Source organism: Nocardia panacis, from assembly GCF_003598715.1.
GTDB classification, from domain to species: Bacteria; Actinomycetota; Actinomycetes; order Mycobacteriales; family Mycobacteriaceae; genus Nocardia; species Nocardia panacis.
Map to the genome: position 1 here is coordinate 321,527 of NZ_QZFU01000006.1, position 21,210 is coordinate 342,736.

General features: G+C 68.7%; 14 protein-coding genes. 12 read left to right on the forward strand and 2 right to left on the reverse strand.

Features of this window, described 5'->3' with window-relative positions:
* Positions 1 to 2: 2 nt before the first annotated feature.
* The 4 genes from D5S18_RS01865 (at position 3) to D5S18_RS01880 (ending at position 9,294) form a co-directional block, all read left to right on the forward strand.
* The gene (locus D5S18_RS01865; protein ID WP_120037245.1) at positions 3 to 932 is read left to right on the forward strand and encodes an ABC transporter ATP-binding protein; all 930 of its coding nucleotides are present in this window, start codon (positions 3 to 5) and stop codon (positions 930 to 932) included.
* Positions 929 to 1,711, forward strand: a complete 783-nt coding sequence (locus tag D5S18_RS01870) for an ABC transporter permease (RefSeq protein WP_120037247.1) — start codon at positions 929 to 931, stop codon at positions 1,709 to 1,711. Before D5S18_RS01865 ends, D5S18_RS01870 begins: the two co-directional genes overlap by 4 nt.
* A gap of 86 nt (positions 1,712 to 1,797) precedes the next feature.
* The gene (locus D5S18_RS01875; RefSeq protein ID WP_239003471.1) at positions 1,798 to 5,430 is read left to right on the forward strand and encodes an ABC transporter ATP-binding protein; all 3,633 of its coding nucleotides are present in this window, start codon (positions 1,798 to 1,800) and stop codon (positions 5,428 to 5,430) included.
* 174 nt (positions 5,431 to 5,604) lie between these two features.
* Positions 5,605 to 9,294: a multifunctional oxoglutarate decarboxylase/oxoglutarate dehydrogenase thiamine pyrophosphate-binding subunit/dihydrolipoyllysine-residue succinyltransferase subunit gene (locus tag D5S18_RS01880; RefSeq protein WP_439651072.1), complete on the forward strand. Its 3,690-nt coding sequence runs from the start codon at positions 5,605 to 5,607 to the stop codon at positions 9,292 to 9,294.
* 56 nt (positions 9,295 to 9,350) lie between these two features.
* Here D5S18_RS01880 and D5S18_RS01885 read toward each other — a convergent pair whose 3' ends face one another.
* A complete protein-coding gene (locus D5S18_RS01885) occupies positions 9,351 to 9,971 on the reverse strand; it encodes a TetR/AcrR family transcriptional regulator (protein ID WP_120037251.1) in 621 nt (206 codons plus the stop codon).
* A 91-nt stretch (positions 9,972 to 10,062) separates the two neighbouring features.
* On the opposite strand from D5S18_RS01885, the gene D5S18_RS01890 reads away from it, so the two are divergent.
* The 4 genes from D5S18_RS01890 (at position 10,063) to D5S18_RS01905 (ending at position 15,218) form a co-directional block, all read left to right on the forward strand.
* Complete coding sequence (locus D5S18_RS01890) at positions 10,063 to 11,598, forward strand: flavin-containing monooxygenase (protein WP_120037254.1); 1,536 nt, start codon at positions 10,063 to 10,065, stop codon at positions 11,596 to 11,598.
* Positions 11,598 to 12,425, forward strand: coding sequence for an SDR family NAD(P)-dependent oxidoreductase (locus D5S18_RS01895; protein ID WP_120037256.1), 828 nt, complete (start codon positions 11,598 to 11,600; stop codon positions 12,423 to 12,425). Before D5S18_RS01890 ends, D5S18_RS01895 begins: the two co-directional genes overlap by 1 nt.
* A 15-nt stretch (positions 12,426 to 12,440) precedes the next feature.
* Positions 12,441 to 13,346: an alpha/beta hydrolase gene (locus D5S18_RS01900; protein ID WP_120037257.1), complete on the forward strand. Its 906-nt coding sequence runs from the start codon at positions 12,441 to 12,443 to the stop codon at positions 13,344 to 13,346.
* Between the two features lie 81 nt (positions 13,347 to 13,427).
* A complete protein-coding gene (locus D5S18_RS01905; protein ID WP_120037259.1) occupies positions 13,428 to 15,218 on the forward strand; it encodes an AMP-dependent synthetase/ligase in 1,791 nt (596 codons plus the stop codon).
* 40 nt (positions 15,219 to 15,258) lie between these two features.
* Here the strand turns inward: D5S18_RS01905 and D5S18_RS01910 are convergent, their stop codons facing one another.
* Positions 15,259 to 15,999 carry an IclR family transcriptional regulator gene (locus tag D5S18_RS01910; protein ID WP_120037262.1) on the reverse strand — a complete coding sequence of 247 codons (741 nt, stop codon included), beginning with the start codon at positions 15,997 to 15,999 and terminating at the stop codon, positions 15,259 to 15,261.
* Between the two features lie 144 nt (positions 16,000 to 16,143).
* Here D5S18_RS01910 and dhaK point away from each other — a divergent pair, with 144 nt between their 5' ends.
* The 4 genes from dhaK to D5S18_RS01930 all read left to right on the forward strand — a co-directional run bounded on the left by dhaK (position 16,144) and on the right by D5S18_RS01930 (position 21,081).
* Positions 16,144 to 17,145: a dihydroxyacetone kinase subunit DhaK gene (dhaK, locus tag D5S18_RS01915; RefSeq protein WP_120037264.1), complete on the forward strand. Its 1,002-nt coding sequence runs from the start codon at positions 16,144 to 16,146 to the stop codon at positions 17,143 to 17,145.
* Positions 17,146 to 17,147: 2 nt separating this feature from the next.
* Positions 17,148 to 17,759, forward strand: coding sequence for a dihydroxyacetone kinase subunit DhaL (dhaL, locus tag D5S18_RS01920; RefSeq protein ID WP_120037266.1), 612 nt, complete (start codon positions 17,148 to 17,150; stop codon positions 17,757 to 17,759).
* A complete protein-coding gene (gene ptsP, locus D5S18_RS01925; RefSeq protein WP_120037268.1) occupies positions 17,756 to 20,275 on the forward strand; it encodes a phosphoenolpyruvate--protein phosphotransferase in 2,520 nt (839 codons plus the stop codon). The genes dhaL and ptsP overlap by 4 nt, the downstream gene beginning before the upstream one ends.
* A gap of 155 nt (positions 20,276 to 20,430) precedes the next feature.
* On the forward strand, positions 20,431 to 21,081 hold the full coding sequence (locus tag D5S18_RS01930; RefSeq protein ID WP_120037269.1) for a TenA family protein: 651 nt from the start codon (positions 20,431 to 20,433) through the stop codon (positions 21,079 to 21,081).
* The last annotated feature ends 129 nt before the right edge of the window (positions 21,082 to 21,210 follow it).

Genomic DNA, 21,210 nt, shown 5'->3' on the forward strand with positions numbered 1-21,210 from the left:
ACATGAATGCGCAGAAGACTCCCGCCCTCGCGGCACGCGGGCTGACCAAACACTTCGGCCCGGTGGCGGCGGTGCGCGGTATCGATCTCACCGTGTCCGCCGGGACGGTGGCGGCGCTGATCGGTCCGTTCGGCGCGGGCAAGTCCACCGTGCTGCGACTGCTGCTCGGACTGTCGCAACCCACCTCGGGCACGGTCGAACTGCACGGACCCGCGCGCGGAATGCTCGCGCCGCGTGGACTACATCCCGGCCTGACGGCACGCGATCACCTGCGCGGCTACGCGGCGGCCGTTCGCCTGCCCGATGAACGGGTGGATCAGGTGCTCGGCCTCGTCGGACTGGAGGAGCGCGCCGCCGCCAGGATCAAGATGCTCGCACCGGGCGAGCGGACCAGACTCGCGCTGGCCACCGTCCTGCTCGACGACCCACGGGTCCTGCTGCTGGACGAACCCTTCGACGGACTCGACCCGACCGAACGCGCCCGCCTGCACGACCTGCTGCGCCGACATGCCCGACGCGGCGGCAGCGCACTGCTCACCGGCGAGAGCCTCGCCGCCGCGCTGCCCGCCGCCGACCAGGTGATCGTGCTCAGCGCGGGCACGGTGACCTATCAGGGCACGCCGACGCGGCTGCGGCGCAATCATCCCGACCGACTCGTGGTGGCCGCGAGCACACCCATCGCACTGGCCACCATGCTCGCCGCGCGCGGCTACACCGATGCCGTCATGCGGCCGGACGGGCGGCTGGCCATCGCCGAGGCAAGCGAGGCCCAGATCCGCGACGCCGCGATCGCGGCGGGTGTGCGGATCGACGCGATCCTCGCCGATCCCATCCATCCGGATCGGGTCCTGGCCGGACTCACCAAAACCGCTGTGCCCTCGGCGATTCCGGCCGGAGTCGCGCCGCCGCAACCGTACGGGATACCACGATGACCGACCTGATTCCGGCCGATCTGCTCCCGGCCGCGCACTCCGAGATCCGCAGGGTCGTCGGTCTGCGGTGGCCGCGCGTGCTCGCCGTCGCGCTCATCGCGGGCGCGGGGGTCGTGAATATCGGCTTCGCCGTTACCGCCGGGCACGCGGACCCCAAGGGTCAGCCCGCCACGGGCACCGCGACCATCGGGCTGTACCTGGCGCTGGCCGCGACGGCGCTGGCGGCGGCGATCTTCGGCGCGCTCGGCTCGGGCGGGGAGTACCGGTACGGCACGCTGGCCACGGCGGCGCAGTTCATCCCGAATCGGGATCGGCTGGTGACCGCGAAGTTCGCGGTCACCGTTGGGGCGGCGCTGGCGGTGGCGGCGCTGGTCGAAGTGATCGGCGGCGGCTTGCTGCTCGGCCTCGGCCGGGGCAAATTCCCGGTCTGGGGCAATCTGATCGGCGCGTTCGGCGGTGGACTGCTCGCGGTGGTGTGCTGGGCGGTCATCGGCACCGCGCTCGGCATGTTGGTGCGGACGGCTTCGGGTGCGGTGACCATGCTGCTCGGGTGGTTGGTGGTCGTCGAACCGCTGGTGTGGCTGGTCGCGGGCAAGGCGGGGGCGGGTGGGGTGGTGGCTTTGCTGCCGGGCTCGGCGACGATCGGGACGGTGGCGGTCGGGTCGTTCGCGAAGAGTCCGCTCATCGCGCCGACGCCCGCGGCGATCGTGGTGCTGGTGTGTTGGGCCGCCGCGATGGCGACCGGCGCATGGTGGACGGTGCGGCGCGGCGAGATGTGATTTCGTCGAATTCCACAAGTAGGTCGTTCTCCACAGCGGGGCGATCGGCACCGTGGCGGTCGAGGGGCGCGACTATCGTCGGTTGCGTGAGTGGGGACGATCAACCGGGGTGGATTCGGCGGCTGTGGGGCGAAAGTCGCTCGCACGGCAAACTTCTCGTGGGCCTCGCGGTCGCGGTCCTGCTGGGCGCGGCTGTCGATGTCACCGCGCCGCTGCTGGCCAAGCGCGCGCTCGATGCGGCCGTGTTGGGCCACACCGGGATCATCGCGGTGGTGGCGGCCCTGTTGGCGGCGTTGGCCGCGGGCCGGTTCACCGCGGCTTTCGGGCGGCGAATGCTGGCCGGCCAACTGTCACTCGACGTTCAGCACGGGCTGCGGGTGCGGCTGCTCGGGGCGTTGCAGCGGCTCGACGGTCCGGGTCAGGACGCCATTCGCACCGGGCAGGTAGTGTCGCGCTCCATCTCAGACCTGCAATTGGTGCAGGGGCTGTTCGCCATGGTTCCCATCTCGGCCATGTCGGCGCTGGAATTCCTGCTCGCCGCCGGGGTCATGGTGTGGTTGTCGCCGCCCCTGGCAGCGGTCGCCCTGCTGGTGGTGCCCGCCATCGCGCTGGTGGTGTTGCGCATGCGGCCCCGGATCTATGCCGCCACCTGGTCGGCGCAGCAGCGGGCCGCCGATCTGGCCCAGCACGTGGAGGAGACGGTCACCGGAGTCCGGGTGGTCAAGGGATTCGGGCAGGAGGCCCGAATGGTCGAGGTGTTGGCCGAGCACGGGCGCGCGCTCTATGCCGAGCGGCTGCGCGCGGCGCGGCTGAATTCCCGCTTCGCACCGCTGGTCTTGGCGATCCCGCAGCTCGGCCTGGTCGCGGTGATCGGCTTCGGCGGGGCGCTGGCGCTGCACGGCACGATCGGTATCGGCACGTTCCTGGTGTTCGCCGCCTATGTCACCACCATGAATTTCGCGGCGCGCACGGTCTCGGGCATGGTGGTGCTGGCCCAGCTCACCCGCGCCGCGGCCGAGCGGGTCTACCAGGTCATCGATGCCGCGCCGGAGCGGGTCGATCCGCCCGAACCCGAACCGCTGCCCGAGGGGCCGCTCGGCATCGAATTCGATGCCGTCACCTTCGGATTCGATCCGGCGCGACCGGTGCTGCGGGAGCTGGATCTCACCGTCCGCCCCGGCGAGACGGTCGCCGTCATCGGCCCGGCGGGTTCGGGCAAGTCGACGTTGGCGCTGCTGCTCGCGCGGTTCTACGCACCGGATTCCGGTGCGGTCCGACTGTCCGGGGCGTCCGGATCGGTGGACATCGCCGCGGCGCGCGGCGCGGAGGTGCGCGGCGCGGTCGGGGTGGTCTTCGACGAGCCGTTCCTGTTCTCCGACACCATCGCCGCCAATATCGCGCTCGGCCGCCCCGAGGCCACGGCCGCCGAGATCCGCCAGGCGGCCAAAATGGCGGCGGCCGACGATTTCATCGCCGAACTCCCCGACGGCTACGACACGGTGGTGGGCGAGCGCGGACTCACCCTCTCCGGTGGGCAGCGTCAGCGTTTGGCGCTCGCGCGCACCCTGCTGGCCCGGCCGCGCGTCCTGGTGCTCGACGACGCGACGTCGGCGGTCGACGCGGTCACCGAGGCGGCCATCTTCGACGCGCTGCCCGATCGGGGCGGCCGCACCACGCTCATCCTCGCGCATCGCGAATCCACACTGGCCCATGCCGATCGGGTCATCCGGCTGCCCGCGCCCGCGGCGGGCGCGGGTTTGCGCCCGATCGAATCGAGCGTCAAGACGCGCGAGCGGGTCGAGTCGTGGGGCGGCCGATCGCTGGATATCCAGGAGACGCCGGAACTTCGACGCAACCTGGCGAAACTGCCACCCTCCGCCGAACAGCCTCAGGTGGGCGAGGCCGAATTGCGCAGTCCCGACCCCCGATTCCGGCTGGTCCACCTACTGCGCCCGGTGCTCGTGGCGCTGCTCGCGGTGGTCGTCCTGCTCGCGGTGGACGCGACGCTCGGCGTCGCCTTTCCGGCGCTCATTCGCTTCGCCATCGATCACGGTGTGGCCCAGCGGGATTCGTGGGCATTGGCGCTGGCCGCGCTGATCGGCGCGGCACTCGCGCTCGCCGGATTCGCGGTCAACGCGGTCAATGCCGTGCTCACCGCGCGCACGGGTGAGCGTGTGCTGTACGGGCTGCGGGTGCGCAGCTACGCGCACCTGCAGCGACTCGGGCTCGATTTCTACGAGCGCGAACTGTCCGGCCGCATCATGACCCGGATGACCACCGATGTGGACGCGCTGTCCACCTTCCTGCAGACCGGGGTGGCCACCACCCTCGTCAGCCTGCTCACGCTGATCGGTATCGCGGTGGCACTGCTGGTCATCGATGCCTCCCTGGCGGCAGTGGTGCTGCTGGCCATGCCGCCGCTGCTGGCGGCCACGCTGTGGTTCCGCCGGGTCTCGGCCCGCGCGTACGCCGAATCGCGGGAGCGGGTTTCGACGGTCAATGCCGACTTCCAGGAGAATGTCGGCGGATTGCGCGCGGTGCAGGCCAACCGGCACGAACCGGCCGCCGCCCGCCGCTTCGCCGAGTACTCGCTGCGCTACCGGCACAGCAGAATGCGTGCCCAGCGGGCCATCTCGCTCTATTTCGCCTTCGTGGTGATCTGGGAGGATCTGGCGCTGGCCGCAGTGATCTTGATCGGCGCCCGCGAGGTCGCTTCCGGGACAACAAGCCAGGGAACGCTCATCGCGTTCGTGCTCTACCTGGGCCTGATCTTCGGCCCGATCCTGAATCTCTCGCAGACCTTCGACAGCTATCAGCAGGCCGCCGTCGGCCTGCGCCGCATCGGCGAACTACTGCGCACCCCGTCCACCATCGCCGCTGATCCCCCCGATGCGATATCCGTCACAGGACGGCTGCGCGGTGCGGTCCGGCTAGCCGGGGTGCACTTCCACTATCCGGGCACCACGGTGCCCGCACTCGACGGCGTCGCCCTCACCGTCGCGCCGGGCGAGACGCTGGCCCTGGTCGGGGCCACGGGCGCGGGCAAATCCACCATCGTCAAACTCTTGGCCCGCCTGTACGACCTCCCGCCCGAAGCCGCAGACCCGATCCTGGTCGATGAGACGGATATCCGCCGCTACCGCCTGGCCGACTATCGCGCCCGCCTCGGCCTGGTCCCCCAGGAGGCACACCTGTTCACCGGCGATATCGCGAGCAATATCGCCTTCGGCAGACCAGGGGCCACCCCGGCGGAGATCGCGCGGGCGGCCAGGGCCGTCGGCGCGGCCGACATGATCGAGCGACTGCCCGAGGGCATGGGGCAGCAGGTCGGCGAGCGCGGGCGTGGGCTCTCGGCCGGTCAGCGTCAACTCATCGCGCTGGCCCGCGCCGAACTGGTCGATCCGGACCTGCTGCTCCTCGACGAGGCCACCGCGACACTCGATCCGCAGACCGAGCACGCGGTGCTGGTTGCGAGCCGATCGCTGGCGCGCGGCCGCACCACCGTTCTGGTCGCGCACCGACTCGCCACCGCCGCGCGGGCCGACCGGATCGCCGTCGTCGATCACGGCCGGATCACCGAACTGGGCACCCACGCCGAACTGCTGGCGGCGCGCGGGCGCTATGCCCGCCTGTGGGCGGCGGCGCGACAATCGGAAGGCATATTCTCGGTCACAGACGAGTCGTCAACCATGGAGTCGGGTGTATCCGGTGGTCCGTAGATCCGCCGATTTGCTGCTGGGCCTATCCTCAGATAGGGCGCATCGGCGCGCATCCGCTGATCCCCGTGCCGGGCACGTCACAAACGTCGCAGCGCTTAGAACGAAAAGAGGCGAACACCTGCTGTGAGCAGCTCAACTTCCCAGTTCGGACAGAACCAGTGGCTAGTCGACGAGATGTATCAGAAGTTCAAACAGGATCCATCCTCCGTCGACGAGAGCTGGCACGAGTTCCTGGCCGATTACACCCCGGAAGCGACGAGTGATTCCGGCAACAGCCAGACCGCTCCCGCCGTTCCCGCGCAGGCGGCCACCCCGGCACCGGCCGCCGCGGCCCCCTCCCCGGCGCCCGCCGCGACCGCCGTGTCTGCGTCGGCAGTCGCCCCGGCCCCCGCGCCCGCCCCGGCCGCCGCCCGCACCCCGCAGACCACGCCTGCGGCGACCTCGAACGCGGCCCCCACCTCGGGCGCGCCCGTGAAGGTCGCGACGGGCGAGGAGTCGAAGGTGCTGCGCGGTCCGGCCGCCGCCGTGGTCAAGAACATGTCCGCCTCGCTCACCATCCCCACCGCCACCTCGGTGCGCGCCATCCCGGCCAAACTGATGATCGACAATCGCCTGGTCATCAATAACCACCTGGCCCGCACCCGCGGCGGCAAGATCTCCTTCACCCACCTGCTCGGCTACGCCATCGTGCAGGCGGTCAAGAAGTTCCCGAACCTGAACCGGCACTTCGCCGAGATCGATGGCAAGCCCAATGCCGTCACCCCGGCCCACACCAACCTGGGCCTCGCCATCGACTTGGCGGGCAAGGACGGCAGCCGCTCACTGGTGGTCGCGGCCATCAAGGGTTGCGAGACAATGACTTTCGGGCAGTTCCACACCGCCTACGAGGATATTGTCCGCCGGGCCCGCGACGGCAAGCTCGGCATCGACGACTTCTCCGGCGTCACCATCTCGCTCACCAATCCGGGCACCATCGGCACCGTGCACTCGGTGCCGCGGCTGATGCCCGGCCAGGGCGCGATCATCGGCGCGGGCGCGATGGAGTACCCGGCCGAGTTCCAGGGCATGAGCGAGGACCGCATCGCCGATATCGGCATCGGCAAGCTGATGACCCTCACCTCGACCTACGATCACCGCATCATCCAGGGCGCGGAATCGGGCGACTTCCTGCGCACCATCCACCAATTGCTGATCTCCGACGAGTTCTACGACGAGATCTTCCACGGCCTGGGCGTGCCCTACGAGCCGGTGCGCTGGCGCAAGGACATCCGCGAGCGCGGCGTGGACAAGAGCGCGCGGGTCCTCGAGCTCATCGCCTCCTACCGCAGCCGCGGCCACCTGATGGCCGACACCGACCCGCTGCGTCTGGTCAAGGACAAGTTCCGCAGCCATCCCGACCTGGACGTCACCCAGCACGGCCTCACCCTGTGGGACCTGGACCGCGAATTCAATGTCGCGGGCTTCCACGGCCGCGAGACCATGAAGCTGCGCGATGTGCTCTCGGTGCTGCGCGACGCGTACTGCCGCCACGTCGGCGTCGAATACATGCACATCATGGAACCCGAACAGCTCCAGTGGATTCAGGAGCGGGTCGAGACCCAGCATGTCAAGCCGACCGTCGCCCAGCAGAAGTACGTCCTGAATCGGCTGAACGCGGCCGAGGCGTTCGAGACCTTCCTGCAGACCAAATACGTCGGGCAGAAGCGTTTCTCGCTCGAGGGCGCCGAGGCCGTCATCCCGATGATGGACGCCGTCATCGACCAGTGCGCCGCGTACGCCCTCGACGAGGTCGTCATCGGTATGCCGCACCGCGGCCGCCTGAATGTGCTGGCCAATATCGTCGGCAAGCCCTACTCGAAGATCTTCACCGAGTTCGAGGGCAATATGAATCCGGCGGCCACCCACGGCTCCGGCGATGTGAAGTACCACCTCGGCGCGCGCGGCACCTACCTGCAGATGTTCGGCGACAACGAGATCGAGGTCTCGCTCACCGCGAACCCCTCGCATCTCGAAGCGGTGGACCCGGTGCTCGAGGGTCTGGTTCGCGCCAAGCAGGACCTGCTCGACAAGGGCGACGGCCCCACCGGCTTCTCCGTGGTGCCGCTCATGCTGCACGGCGACGCGGCCTTCGCCGGTCAGGGCGTGGTGGCCGAGACGCTGAACATGTCGGGTCTGCGCGGCTACCGTGTCGGCGGCACCATCCACATCGTGGTGAACAACCAGATCGGCTTCACCACCGCACCGGAGAACAGCCGCTCCACCGAGTACGCCACCGATATCGCGAAGTTCATCGGCGCGCCCATCCTCCACGTCAACGGCGACGACCCGGAGGCGTGCGATTGGGTGGCCCGCCTGGCGGTCGATTTCCGGCAGAAGTTCCGCAAGGACGTCGTCATCGACATGATCTGCTACCGCCGTCGCGGCCACAACGAGGGCGACGACCCGTCGATGACCCAGCCGTTCATGTACGACCTGATCGACACCAAGCGTTCGGTTCGCAAGGCCTACACCGAGAGCCTGATCGGCCGCGGCGATATCTCGCTCAAGGAGGCCGAGGACGCGCTGCGCGACTACCAGGGCCAGTTGGAGCGGGTGTTCAACGAGGTTCGCGAACTCGAGAAGTACGTTCCCGAGCCCAGCGAATCGGTCGAGGACGACCAGTCCGTGCCCGGCACCGTCGTCACCGCCGTGGACAAGGCCGTGCTGCAGCGCATCGGTGACGCCTTCCTCGGCGTGCCCGACGGCTTCAATGTGCATCCGCGCGTGAAGCCGGTGCTGGAGAAGCGGCGCGAGATGGCCTACGAGGGCAAGGTGGACTGGGCGTTCGCCGAGTTGCTCGCCTTCGGCACCCTGATCGATGAGGGTCGCGCGGTGCGGTTGACGGGTCAGGATTCGCGGCGCGGCACCTTCACCCAGCGGCACTCGGTCATCATCGACCGCAAGTCGGCCGAGGAGTACACGCCGCTGCACAATATCGGTTCGGACAAGCCGGGCTGGTTCGCCGTGCACGATTCGGCGCTGAGCGAATACGCCGCCGTCGGTTTCGAATACGGCTATTCGCTGGGCAATCCGGACGCGCTGGTGCTGTGGGAGGCCCAGTTCGGTGATTTCGTCAATGGCGCGCAATCGATCATCGACGAGTTCATCTCCTCCGGTGAGGCCAAGTGGGGTCAGCTCTCGGAGGTGGTGCTGCTGCTGCCGCACGGCCACGAGGGTCAGGGTCCCGACCACACCTCCGGCCGGATCGAGCGCTTCCTGCAGTTGTGCGCGGAGGGTTCGATGACGGTGGCGGTGCCGTCCACGCCTGCCAACTACTTCCACCTGCTGCGCAGGCACGCGCTCGACGGTATCCGCCGTCCGCTGATCGTCTTCACCCCGAAGTCGATGCTGCGCAACAAGGCCGTGGTGTCGGATCTGAAGGATTTCACCGAGTCGAAGTTCCGTTCGGTGTTCGACGAGCCGGCCTACGAGCAGGGCATCGGCGATCGGTCCAAGGTCAAGCGCGTCCTGCTGACCAGCGGCAAGCTCTACTACGAGTTGGCCGCGAACAAGGCCAAGCTCAAGCGCGAAGATATCGCGATCGTGCGGATCGAACAGCTCTACCCGCTGCCGAAGTTCCGTTTGAACGAGGCGCTGGCAGGCTATCCGAATGCCACCGATATCGCCTGGGTCCAGGAAGAACCCGCCAACCAGGGCGCCTGGCCCTTCTTCGGTCTGAACCTCCCGGAGATCCTCCCCGAGCGTTTCACCCGTCTGCGCCGCATCTCGCGCCGCGCCATGTCGGCCCCGTCCTCGGGTTCGAGCAAGGTGCACGCGGTGGAGCAGCAGGAAATCCTCGACGAGGCGTTCGAACCCACCGCATAGCCCCACCCCGCAGCGGGCCGGATCGCATAGTCAATGCGGTTCGGCCCGTTTTGTTTTCAGCCGCGCAGGGCGGCGGCGAGGGCGGGGTTGAGGGTTAGGGCGAGGGCCAGCAGGGAGTCGACCAGCAGGGTGATGAGGGCGGGGCGGGGGATGGGTTCGGTGCGCAGCCAGGTGAGGGTGGTTTCCTCGACGAAGGCGATCCAGCCGCGCAGGGCCAGGTGGAGGCGGGCGCGGTCGAGGTCGGGGGTGGGGAGGGGGGTTTCGGCGAGGATGAGGGTGATGATGGCGTCGCGGGTTTGGTCGACGAGGGGGACCACGTCCGGGTTGGCGCTGCCGGGGCCGCGCAGCAGGGCCAGGTATGAGGTGCGGTTCTCGCTGACGTAGTCGATGTAGCGGGCGATGCAGTCGCGCAGCATCTCCGGCAGCGGCAGGGTGCGGTCGGGCGTGATGCGTTGTAGCAGTTCACCGTTGGCGTGGCGCACGATGGCGAGTTGGAATTCCTGTTTGTTCTGGAAGTAGTGGAACAGCAGGCCGCGCGAGATGCCCGCCCGCGCCGCGATCTCGCTGAGCGAGATGTCTTCGAGCGCGCGCTCGGCCAGCAGTTGTGCCCCGAGGGTGATCAGTTGGGTGCGGCGCTCGTCGGGGCTGAGCCTGGTCCGTTTCACGGTGGAACTCACTCCGCAAGCCTACTGAACAACGGTCAATACTGTTGAGCACTGTTCAACAAGACTGTTGACTAGTGCTTAATAGCGCCGTACCCTCAATTACATGAGTCGCAGGGTTACAGACAATGCTGTCGGCAACCGCCCGACCCGGCATGCCAAGACGATCATCATCGGCAGCGGATTCGCGGGCCTGGGGCTGGCCATCAGGCTGAGCCAACAGGGCCGAACCGATTACCTCGTGCTGGAGCGCGGCAGCGATGTCGGCGGCACCTGGCGCGACAATACCTATCCGGGCGCGGCCTGCGATGTTCCCTCGCAGCTGTACTCCTACTCGTTCGCGCTGAACCCGAATTGGTCGCGCTCGTTCTCCAAGCAGGGCGAGATCCAGAGCTACATCCAGGGTGTGGCCAAGCGCCACCGGGTGCTGGACAAGCACATCTTCGACTGCGATGTCACCGCCGCCCGCTGGAACGCCGAAGCCGCCGTGTGGGAGATCGAATCCACCAAGGGCGATTTCACCGCCGATACCGTGGTCTCCGCAGTCGGCGCGCTCTGCGAGCCGATGCTCCCGGATATCAAGGGCATCAACGGATTCGAAGGCGAGATCTTCCATTCCGCCCGCTGGAATCACGACGCCGAACTGACCGGCAAGCGGGTCGCGGTGATCGGCACGGGCGCTTCGGCCATCCAGATCGTGCCGTCGATCGCCCCACAGGTCGCCCACCTGGACGTCTATCAGCGCACCGCGCCGTGGCTGCTGCCCCGCACGGACCGCCCCTACCTGCTGCCGGAACGGCTCGCCTTCCGCTATCTTCCCGGCGTACAGCGACTTTCCCGCGCGGCCATCTACGCGGCCCGCGAGACCCAGGTGGTGGGTCTGGCCAAATTCCCGCCGCTGATGCGCGCGTTCGAGGCCATCGCCAAGGCCAAGTTGCGCGCCGAGATCCGCGATCCGGAGCTGCGCGCGAAAGTTACCCCCGATTTCCGCATCGGCTGCAAGCGCATGCTGATCTCCAACAACTACTATCCGGCGCTGAGCCGCCCGAATGTGGACGTGGTCACCGACGGTATCCGGGAGGTGCGCGCGAATTCGATCGTCACCGCCGACGGCACCGAACGCGAGATCGACGCCCTCATCGTGGCCACCGGCTTCCACGTCACCGATTCGCCCACCTACAACACCATCACCGGGGCGGACGGTCGCACCCTTGCCGAGGTGTTCGACGAGATCGGTCAGCAGGGCTACAAGGGTTCGGCGATCAACAACTTCCCGAATATGTTCTTCCTGCTCGGCCCGAATGTCGGCCTGGGCCACACCTCGATGGTGTACATGATCGAATCGCAGATCAACTACATCGCCGACGCGCTCGACACCGTGGACCGCATGGGTCTGCGCACCGTGGAGGTGCGCCGCGAGGTGCAGGACGCCTACAACCGGGGGTTGCAGGCCAAGATGGCGCCGAGCGTCTGGATGACGGGCGGCTGCTCGAGCTGGTATCTCGACAAGCACGGCAACAACACCACGCTGTGGCCGGACTTCACCTTCGAATTCCGTAGGCTGACCAAGAAATTCGACGTTGCCGCATACCGGACCACGACGCGCGGCGCGTCCCGTTCCGAGCTGAAAGTGGTGGGCTGATGGGCAACGAGTATTTCACGGGCAAGGTCTGTGTGATCACCGGCGCGGGCTCGGGTATCGGCCGGGCACTGGCCGAGAATCTGGCCCGCCGGGGCGCCAAGCTGGCGCTGTCGGATATCGACACCGAGGGTTTGGCCGAGACGGTGGCGCGCTGCGAGCAGTTCGGCGCCGAGGTGCGATCCGACCGGCTGAATGTGGCCGAGCGCGAGGCGGTCCTGCTCTACGCCGATGAGGTGCACAAGCATTTCGGCGTGGTGCACCAGGTCTACAACAACGCGGGGATCGGCTACCACGGCGATGTGATCCGCTCGGAGTTCAAGGACATCGAGCGGATCATGGATGTCGATTTCTGGGGTGTGGTCAATGGCACCAAGGCATTCCTGCCGTATCTGATCGAATCCGGCGCCGGTCATGTGGTGAATGTGTCGAGCCTGTTCGGTCTGATCGCGATTCCGGGCCAAAGCGCCTACAACTCGGCCAAATTCGCGGTGCGCGGGTTCACCGAGTCGCTGCGCGAGGAGATGCTGATCGGCAAGGAGCCGGTCAAGGTGACGTGTGTGCATCCGGGCGGGATCAAGACGGCCGTGGCGCGCAATGCCACCTACGCCGCGGGCATCAATGGCAAGAGCGCGGCCGCGCAGTTCGACAAGTATCTCGCCATTCACACCCCGGAGATGGCCGCGCAGACAATCACCGAGGGTGTGCGCAAGGGGCACGGGCGGGTGCTGATCGGTTGGGAGGCCAAGCTACTCGACGCCCTGGTGCGGGTCACCGGGTCCGGCTATCAGCGGCTGGTCGCGTTCACTTCCCGGCGCGTACTACCGTGAGCCGGCGGTAATCCCATGCGCGACATCGCACTTCCGCTGCCGGTCGCCAGGGCGGTGCTCGGTCCCCTCTACCGGGTGGCGCTCGACAGCAGGCTGCCGTGGCGGGTCCAGCGCCTGCTGTTGGATCTGAGTTCGCGGGGGCAACTGCTGCCCGGCGGCGTCGACATCCGGCCGATCACCTTGGGTGGCAGGCCCGCCGAGCGGAGCGCCACCGGGTCGACCGAACCGGACGCGGCGGTGCTTTACCTGCACGGCGGCGGCTACGCCGTCGGTTCGCCGGCGACCCATCGTTCGCTGACCGCACGTCTGGCCCGCGACACCGGGTATGCGGTCTACTCGCTCGACTATCGGTTGGCCCCGGAGCATCCGTTCCCGGCGGCGCTCGACGACGCCGAGGCCGCCTTCCTGGCGTTGGTCGCACAGGGGTACGCGCCGGAACGCATTGCCGTCTGTGGTGATTCGGCGGGCGGCGGTCTGTCGCTCGCGGTGGCGCAGCGGCTCGCGGCCCGGCACGGGCACACCCCGGCCGCGCTCGGCCTGATCGCGCCGTGGACCGATCCGAATGAGATTCCCGCGCGGGAGCGGGATCTGGTGGTCAACAAGCCGTGGTCGCGCGCCTGCGCCGCCGCGTATCTCGGCGAGAACCCTTCGGATATCGAGGGATACGCGCCGCTGCGCGGCGAGATGGTGGGCCTGCCATCGACATATGTCCAGGTCGATGTGAGCGAACTGCTGCACAAGCAGTGCGTCGAACTGGTGGAGACGCTGCGGGCGGCCGCGGTGCCCGTGCGTTTCACCGAGAGCCGCGGACTGTGGCACGTATCCCAACTGCAGGCCGCGCTGGTTCCGGAGGCCGCGGCGGCACTGGCTGAATTGTCCGAGTTCCTGCGCGATGCGCTCCGGCCCGTCGGCACTCGATAACAGGTGGTCCGGGCGGGCACCCCGGTCATAGGTGTCGTAGATTACTTGCGGGTAAACCAAACGTGGAAGGGCACCGCACCGATGCGAGAGTTCGAAGTTCCGGCTTCCTACACCATCCCCGAAGACGCCAACATGTCCGATGGTGCCTTCCGGCATGCCGAGCAGACCCCCGGTCTGGTCGTGTTCAATACGCCGGATGGCAAGGGCGGCTGGAACGACATCACCGCGACGGAGTTCGCGGCGACGGTCACCGGCGTGGCGAAGGGCTTGATCGCGGCCGGGATCGAACTCGGCGACCGAGTGGCCATCCTGGCCCCGACCCGCTACGAGTGGGTCGTGCTCGACTTCGCCATCTGGGCGGCGGGCGGCTGCACCGTCGCCATCTACGACAGTTCCTCGGCCGAGCAGGCCAAGTGGATCCTGCAGGATTCGGCCACCAAGCTGCTGATCGTCGAGAACGACAAGCATCGGGCCACCATCGGCGAGATCGAGGCGGATCTGCCCGCCCTGCGCGAGACCCTGCTGCTGGAGAAGGGCGCGATCGAGGAGCTCACCGCGCGCGGCGCGGACCTCGGCGACCAGGTGGTGCACGAGCGCCGCGCCCAGGTCAAGGCGGCCTCTCCCGCCACCCTCATCTACACCTCGGGCACCACGGGCCGCCCCAAGGGCGTCATGCTCAGCCACGCGAACCTGTACGGGGAATCGGCCGCGGACCGAGCGGCCATGAGCGAATTCCTGCGACCGGGCAACAGGTCGCTGCTGTTCCTGCCGCTGGCGCACGTCTTCGCCCGCGCGGTCGCACTCGCCGCCTTCGACGCCGGTGTCACCGTGGCGCACACCTCCGACTGGTCCACGCTGGTCGAGCAATTCGGCGCCTACAAGCCGGACTTCATCCTCTCGGTGCCCCGCGTCTTCGAGAAGGTCTTCAACGCGGCCAAGCAGAAGGCGCACGACGGCGGCAAGGGCGCCATCTTCGATCTGGCCGCCGATACCGCCGTCGCCTACAGCACGGCGTTGCAGTCCGGCGGTCCCGGCCTGGTGCTCAAGCTCAAGCACGCGGTCTTCGACAAGCTGGTCTACGGCAAGTTGCGCGAGGCGCTCGGCGGGCGCTGCGACTCGGCCGTCTCCGGCGGCGGGCCGCTCGGCGCGCGCCTTGGCCACTTCTTCCGCGGCGTCGGCGTCACCATCTACGAGGGTTACGGCCTGACCGAGAGCACGGCCGCCGTCTCGGTGAACACTCCGCGCCACATCAAGGTCGGCACCGTCGGCAGGCCGCTGCCCGGCCACGGCGCCAAGATCGCCGAGGACGGTGAACTGCTGCTGCGCGGCCCGGTGATCTTCAACGGCTACTGGGGCAATGCCGAGGCCAGCGAGGACGCCTTCGCCGACGGCTGGTTCAAAACCGGCGACCTCGGCGCGCTCGACGACGAGGGTTTCATCACCATCACCGGCCGCAAGAAGGAGATCATCGTCACGGCGGGCGGCAAGAATGTCTCCCCCGGCATGCTCGAGGACGATCTGCGGGCCACCGCGCTGATCAGCCAGGCCATGGTGGTCGGTGACGGGCAGCCGTTCATCGCCGCGCTCATCACCTTGGATCCGGAGGCGCTGCCCAGTTGGAAGGAGCGCAACAACCTGCCCGCCGACACCCCGATCGAGCAGGTCATCGAGAATCCGGCGCTGGTCGCGGAGATCAATGCGGCGGTGGCCGAGGCCAATAAGAAGGTCTCGCACGCCGAGGCGATCAAGAAGATCCGCATCCTGCCGATGGACTGGACCCAGGAGACGGGCGAGTTGACGCCGAAGATGTCGCTGCGGCGGGCGGTGGTCATGAAGAAGTACGCGGCCGACGTCGACGCGATCTACAACTAGGCCCTTGTCGCGAAAGGCCTGCTTCGGGCCTTTCGGCGTTTCAGGCGGGTGCGGGCCAGCGGGTGGCACCGAGTTCGCGGGAGATGGTGCGGGCGGTGGTGCGCACGGCCGCCACCGCGGTATCGGGTGCGGGCCATTCGGCGGTGGGCACCACGATGCCGACCGCGCCGACGACCGCGCCGGTGCGGTCGAAGATCGCGCCCGCCAGGCCGGATTCGCCGAGCACCGCCTCGTCGCGCTCCGCGGCGAGGCCGGATTCCCGCACGTCCGCCAGGTGCTGTGCGAGCGCGGCCGGATCGGTGATGGTCTCCCCCGTCATGCTGCGCAGCGGTCCGTCCGGCGCGGGCGGCAGGAAGGCCAGCACCGCTTTGCCCAAAGCGCTCGCGTGTGCCGGGATCTCGATGCCCACCTCGGGCATCTGTCGGCTCCCGTCCTGGCGCGGTTCGTGATGGATGATGACGATATCCGCGCCGAACAGCACGCCGACCCGGACCGCGAATCCGGTCTGTCGGGCCAGTTCGTGCGCCCAGGTGAGTGCGCGGGAGCGCAGGTCGAGGGTGTCGAGGTAGACATTGCCGAGGCGCAGCACCGCCGGACCGAGTTGATAGCGCCCGCCGCCGTGTTCCTGGACGACCACGCCGTGCGCGGCCAAGGTGCGCACGATGCCGTGCACGGTCGTGGCGGCCAGCCCGAGTTCGGCCGCCAATTCCGACAGTGTCATCCGCCGCGCGCCCTGCAGCGCGAACAGGATCCGGACGGCCCGATCCACCGACTGGATCACCAGATCTCCTCTCCCAGGGGTCTTGTGACCCAAGAAACACCAACGTATCCTACGGAGATCATTCGACATTATCGAATAGCATTCGACATATCCCGTCAGACCACGGTGTAGACCACGGCAACGAGAGCCGTCAGGAGACCCGCAATGAAGAAGTTGATCAACGATCCCGCCGATGTGATCGGGGATGCGCTGGCCGGTATGGCGGCCGCGCACCCGCAATTGCGGATCGACCAGGACAATCGCCTCATCCTGCGCGCCGAGGCGCCGGTGCCCGGCAAGGTCGGACTGGTCTCCGGCGGCGGTTCCGGACACGAACCGCTGCACGGCGGCTTCGTCGGACTCGGCATGCTCGACGCCGCCTGCGCGGGCGAGGTCTTCACCTCGCCGGTGCCGGACCAGATCCTGGCCGCCACCGCCGCCGTCGATTCCGGCGCGGGTGTGCTGCACATCGTCAAGAACTACACCGGCGACGTGATGAACTTCGAGATGGCCGCCGAACTGGCCGCCGCCGAATCCGGCGGCGAGGTGATCGCGGTGGTCGTCGACGACGATGTCGCCGTCCAGGACAGCCTGTACACGGCGGGACGCCGCGGCGTCGGCGCGACGGTGGTGCTGGAGAAGATCGCGGGCGCCGCCGCCGAACAGGGCAGGCCCCTGGCGGCCGTCGCCGACATCGCGCGCGCCGTCAACGCCGGTTCGCGCAGCATGGGCATGGCGCTGACCTCGTGCACCGTGCCCGCCGCGGGCAAGCCGACCTTCACCCTGGCCGAGGACGAGATGGAGATCGGGATCGGCATCCACGGCGAACCGGGACGCAGGCGGGTTCCGCTGGCTCCCGCGCGGGAGGTGGCGCAGATGCTGGTGGAACCCATCCTCGGCGATCTGCCATTCGCCAAGGGCGACAGAGTGATCTGTTTCGTCAACGGAATGGGCGGCACCCCGCTCATCGAGCTGTACGTGATGTACAACGAGGTCGACCGCATCCTGCGCGGACACGGCATCGAGGTGGTCCGCTCGCTGGTCGGCCCCTACATCACGAGTCTGGAAATGGCAGGCTGTTCGGTGACGCTCACCAAAGTCGACGACGAACTGCTGAATCTGTGGGACGCGCCGGTACGCACACCGGCCCTGCGCTGGGGAGTGTGACCATGACCGAAACTTTCGACGCCGCCGCATGGGTCCGCGGGTACGCCGCCCTCATCGACCGCGATGCCGATACCCTCACCGAACTCGACGCCGCCATCGGCGATGCCGACCATGGCGGCAATATGCGCCGGGGCACCGCGGCGGCGGTCGAGGCCCTTGCCGAGACCGGCCCGGCCGAGACCCTGAAGCAGACCGGTATGACGCTGATCCGCACCATAGGCGGGGCCAGCGGTCCGCTGTACGGCACCTTCTTCCTGCGTTTCGCCGCCGCCCTCGGCGAAACCGTGGACGCGGCCGCCTTCGCCAAGGCGTTCCGCGCCGGACTCGACGGGGTCGTGGCCCGCGGCAAGGCCGAGGCGGGCGACAAGACCATGTTCGACGCGCTCGCGCCCGCCGCCGATGCCATCGACCAAAGCCTTTCCGCCGGAGGCGGATTCGCCGCGGCACTGGATGCGGCGGTGGTCGCCGCCGAGGCGGGCCGCGACGGGACCATCCCCATGCAGGCCCGCAAGGGTCGCGCCTCCTACCTCGGCGAACGCAGTGTCGGACACCAGGATCCCGGCGCGACCAGCGCCGCCCTGCTGGTGCGCGCCGCCCGACAGGCGCTGCGATGAGCACGATCGGCATCGTGGTGGTCTCGCACAGCAGAGCCCTGGCGCGGGCCGCCGTGGCGCTGGCCGAGGAGATGCGGCAGGACCGCGCGGTCCGCGTCGAGATCGCCGCGGGCTTGGACGAGACCACCCTCGGCACCGACGCGGTCGCCGTCGCCGAGGCGATCGCCGCCGCCGACTCCGGTGCGGGCGTACTGGTTCTGATGGATCTCGGCAGCGCCGTCCTATCCGCCGAACTCGCCCTCGACCTGCTCGAACAGCCACACCTGGTGCGGCTGTGCGCCGCGCCGATCGTCGAGGGTCTGGTGGCGGCGGTGGTCTGCGCGGGCGGCGGCGCGGATCTGGCGGAGGTGGCGGCGGAAGCCGAACAGGCGCTGCTCGGCAAGCAGACGCAGCTGGGTTCCGAGACCGCGGCACCGGCGCCTGCCGCCGATATCGCGCAGGCGACCGAACAACCAACGGCGCGAACGACTTTCCTGGTGCGCAACGAGCACGGCCTGCACGCGCGGCCCGCCGCCCGGTTGGTCGGCGAACTGCGCGACCTCGACGCCGAGGTGCGCCTGCGCGATCTGACCACCGGCACGGGACCGGTCTCCGGCCGCAGCCTGAGTCGAATCGCCGCGCTCGGCGCGCTCGCGGGGCACGAAATCGAGGTGAGCGCGACGGGTCCCGCCGCGCAGCTCGCCGTCGATCGAATTCGCGACCTGGCCGATCGGTGGTTCGATGAGGGACCCGCCGAGCATCCGGCGACGGGCGAAACCGCGGGCGACGCGCCGACTTCGACGCTGCCCCCGCGTCATGCGGCAGGCCCCTTCGCCGCTTCGGCCGGCATCGGGATCGGGCCGGTGTGGCAGTCGGCCGCTGTCGAATTCCACCTGCCCGATGCACCGGCCGGGCCGCCTGCGGTGGAGCTGCACGCACTGGAGACGGCGATCACCGAAGTGCGGCAGCAGATTCGGGCGGATATCGCCCGGACCGGGGGCGGACGCCGGACGGCGGAATCGGAGATCTTCGAGGCGCACCTGCTGTTCCTCGACGACGCGGAGCTACTGGGCGAGGTGACGCGGCGAATCGCGGAAGGCGCCCCTGCGGCCGCTGCCGTGGCCACGGTATTCGATAGTGCCGCAATCGAATTGACGCGGTTGCCGGACGAGTATCAGCGGGCGCGCGCGGCGGATGTACGGGCGGTGCGTGATCAGGTGCTCGCGGTCCTGCTCGGACACGGGGTCGAGATCGTCACGAGGCCGGGTGTGCTGGTCGCGGCGGATCTGACGCCCGCCCAGTTGGCGGCGCTGAATCCGGACGTGGTGACCGGAATCGTTCTGGCACAGGGCAGTCCGACAGCCCACAGCGCCATCCTCGCCCGCGCCAAGGGAATTCCGGCGGTAGTCGGGGCAGGACCCGAGGTGCTGCTGATTCCGGAGGGCACAACTGTCGCGCTGGACGGGAGTTCGGGGCGGCTCGTCATCGATCCCGAGCCCGAGATCGTCACCGAGTTCACCGAGCAGGCCGAGCGCGAGCGCGAAAAGCGCAGGGCCGCAGCGGAGCTCGCGCAACTGCCCGCCATCACCACCGATGGTGTCGAGGTGCATGTCGGGGCCAATGTCGCAAGCATCGACGATGCCGCCGCGGCGGTGCGGGCGGGGGCGGATCTGTTCGGCCTGGTCCGGACCGAATTCCTGTTCCTCGGTCGGGCGGACGCGCCATCGGTCACCGAGCAGGAGCAGGTGTACCGCGAACTGGCCAAAACCCTGGACGGACGCCGAATCATTCTGCGCACCTTGGATGTCGGTGGCGACAAACCGCTCCCGTATGTCACTCAAGCGCCGGAAGCCAACCCGTTCCTCGGTGAACGCGGCATTCGACTCGCTCTGGCACACCCGGATCTGCTGCGCGACCAGTTGCGCGCCATCGCCGCGGTGGCCGCCGAATATCCGGTGAGCGTGATGTTCCCGATGGTCACCACCGTCGAGGAGGTCCGCGCCGCGCGGGCACTGCTCAAAGAGGTAGCGCCGCAACCTCTCGCACTGGAGGTCGGCATCATGGTCGAGGTGCCCGCCGCCGCCGCCAAAGCCGCGGTCCTCGCCCAGCACGTCGACTTCTTCAGTATCGGCACCAATGACCTGACCCAATACGCCATGGCCGTGGACCGGGGCAATGACACCGTCGCCACCCTGGCCGACCCGCTCGATCCGGGTGTGCTGCGCCTGATCGACCTGGTGTGTCGCGGTGCGGGCCGCGCCAGGGTCGCCGTCTGCGGTGAGATCGCCGCCGACCCCGTCGCGGTGCCGATCCTGCTCGGTCTCGGCGTCACCGAACTCAGCGTCGCCGCGCCGGTCGTCCCGCTCATCAAGGCCCGCGTCCGCGAACTGGACCACGCCGCCTGCGCCGCCGCCGCCGTGCGCGCGCTGAGCTGCGAATCCGCCGCCGAGGTCAGGGCTCTGGTCGACGCGCGCACCTCTGCCTCCGCTGCGGCCGTGCGCAGGTCGACGGACGGCTGCGCCGACAGCCCCCGCTAGGCGCGGTCGACACGCGGATCACTGAGGGCCGATCGACCCGCGAGTTCCGTGCGCTGTGCGTTCGTAGCCGCGAATGCCGTGCGCTGCAACCGTTTCCACCGAAGCGATGCGGTGGCACGGCGTCCGGCGTTGAATGGGGCCGGGAGGTGAGCGAGATGACGGCAGCGGAATTGCTGGCGCGGATCCAGGCCGAGATCGCACCGCGCGACGCGGACAACGAACTCGTGCCGCTCATCGCGGCGGGGCGGGCGGAGCGCGGCGTTTTCGCCGCGCTCGCCGCCGAGGAATATCTGATCACCGACAGCGACTGGCGCAGTATGCACGCGTTGGCGGCGCGGGCGGACGAGCCGAGGTCGCGGGAGTTCTTCGAGGCGCTGGCGTCGGGTGAACGGCAGGCGCACCGGCTGCTCGACGGGTTGCTCGCGGCCACCGGACCGGATCCGGGGACGGACCTGCCGAGGGCCGGGTGCCAGGCATATCCGGCGTATATGGCGTGGTTGGCGCTCAACGAGGCGTCGGGTGCGGCCGTCGCGGGCATCTTCGCCAACTTCGCGGCATTCGGGCGGTACTGCGCGGCGGTCGCGGCGGGCATGCGCGAGCACTACGGGTTCGATGATGCCGCCTGTGCCTTCTTCGACTATTTCGCCGCCGACGTGCCCGAGATCGAAAGACTGGCGCTCGCCGCCATCGAGGCCGGATTGGCTTGCGGGCGGCTGGATCCGGCGCGGGCGCACGAGTGCGCGCGCCTGTTCCAGAGCTATGAGCTCATGTTCTGGAATACCCTCGCCGCCGAGTTCGGCGGCTAGGGCCAATGCCGCTCAGTTAGCGATCCTGCCGGGTTGTCAACCCGGCAGGATGTGGATGCTGATCTGCGTTTTGTAGCTGTTGCGGTCGATGTCGCCTTTGGCGCGGTGTTTGGAGATGGCGCGTTTGAC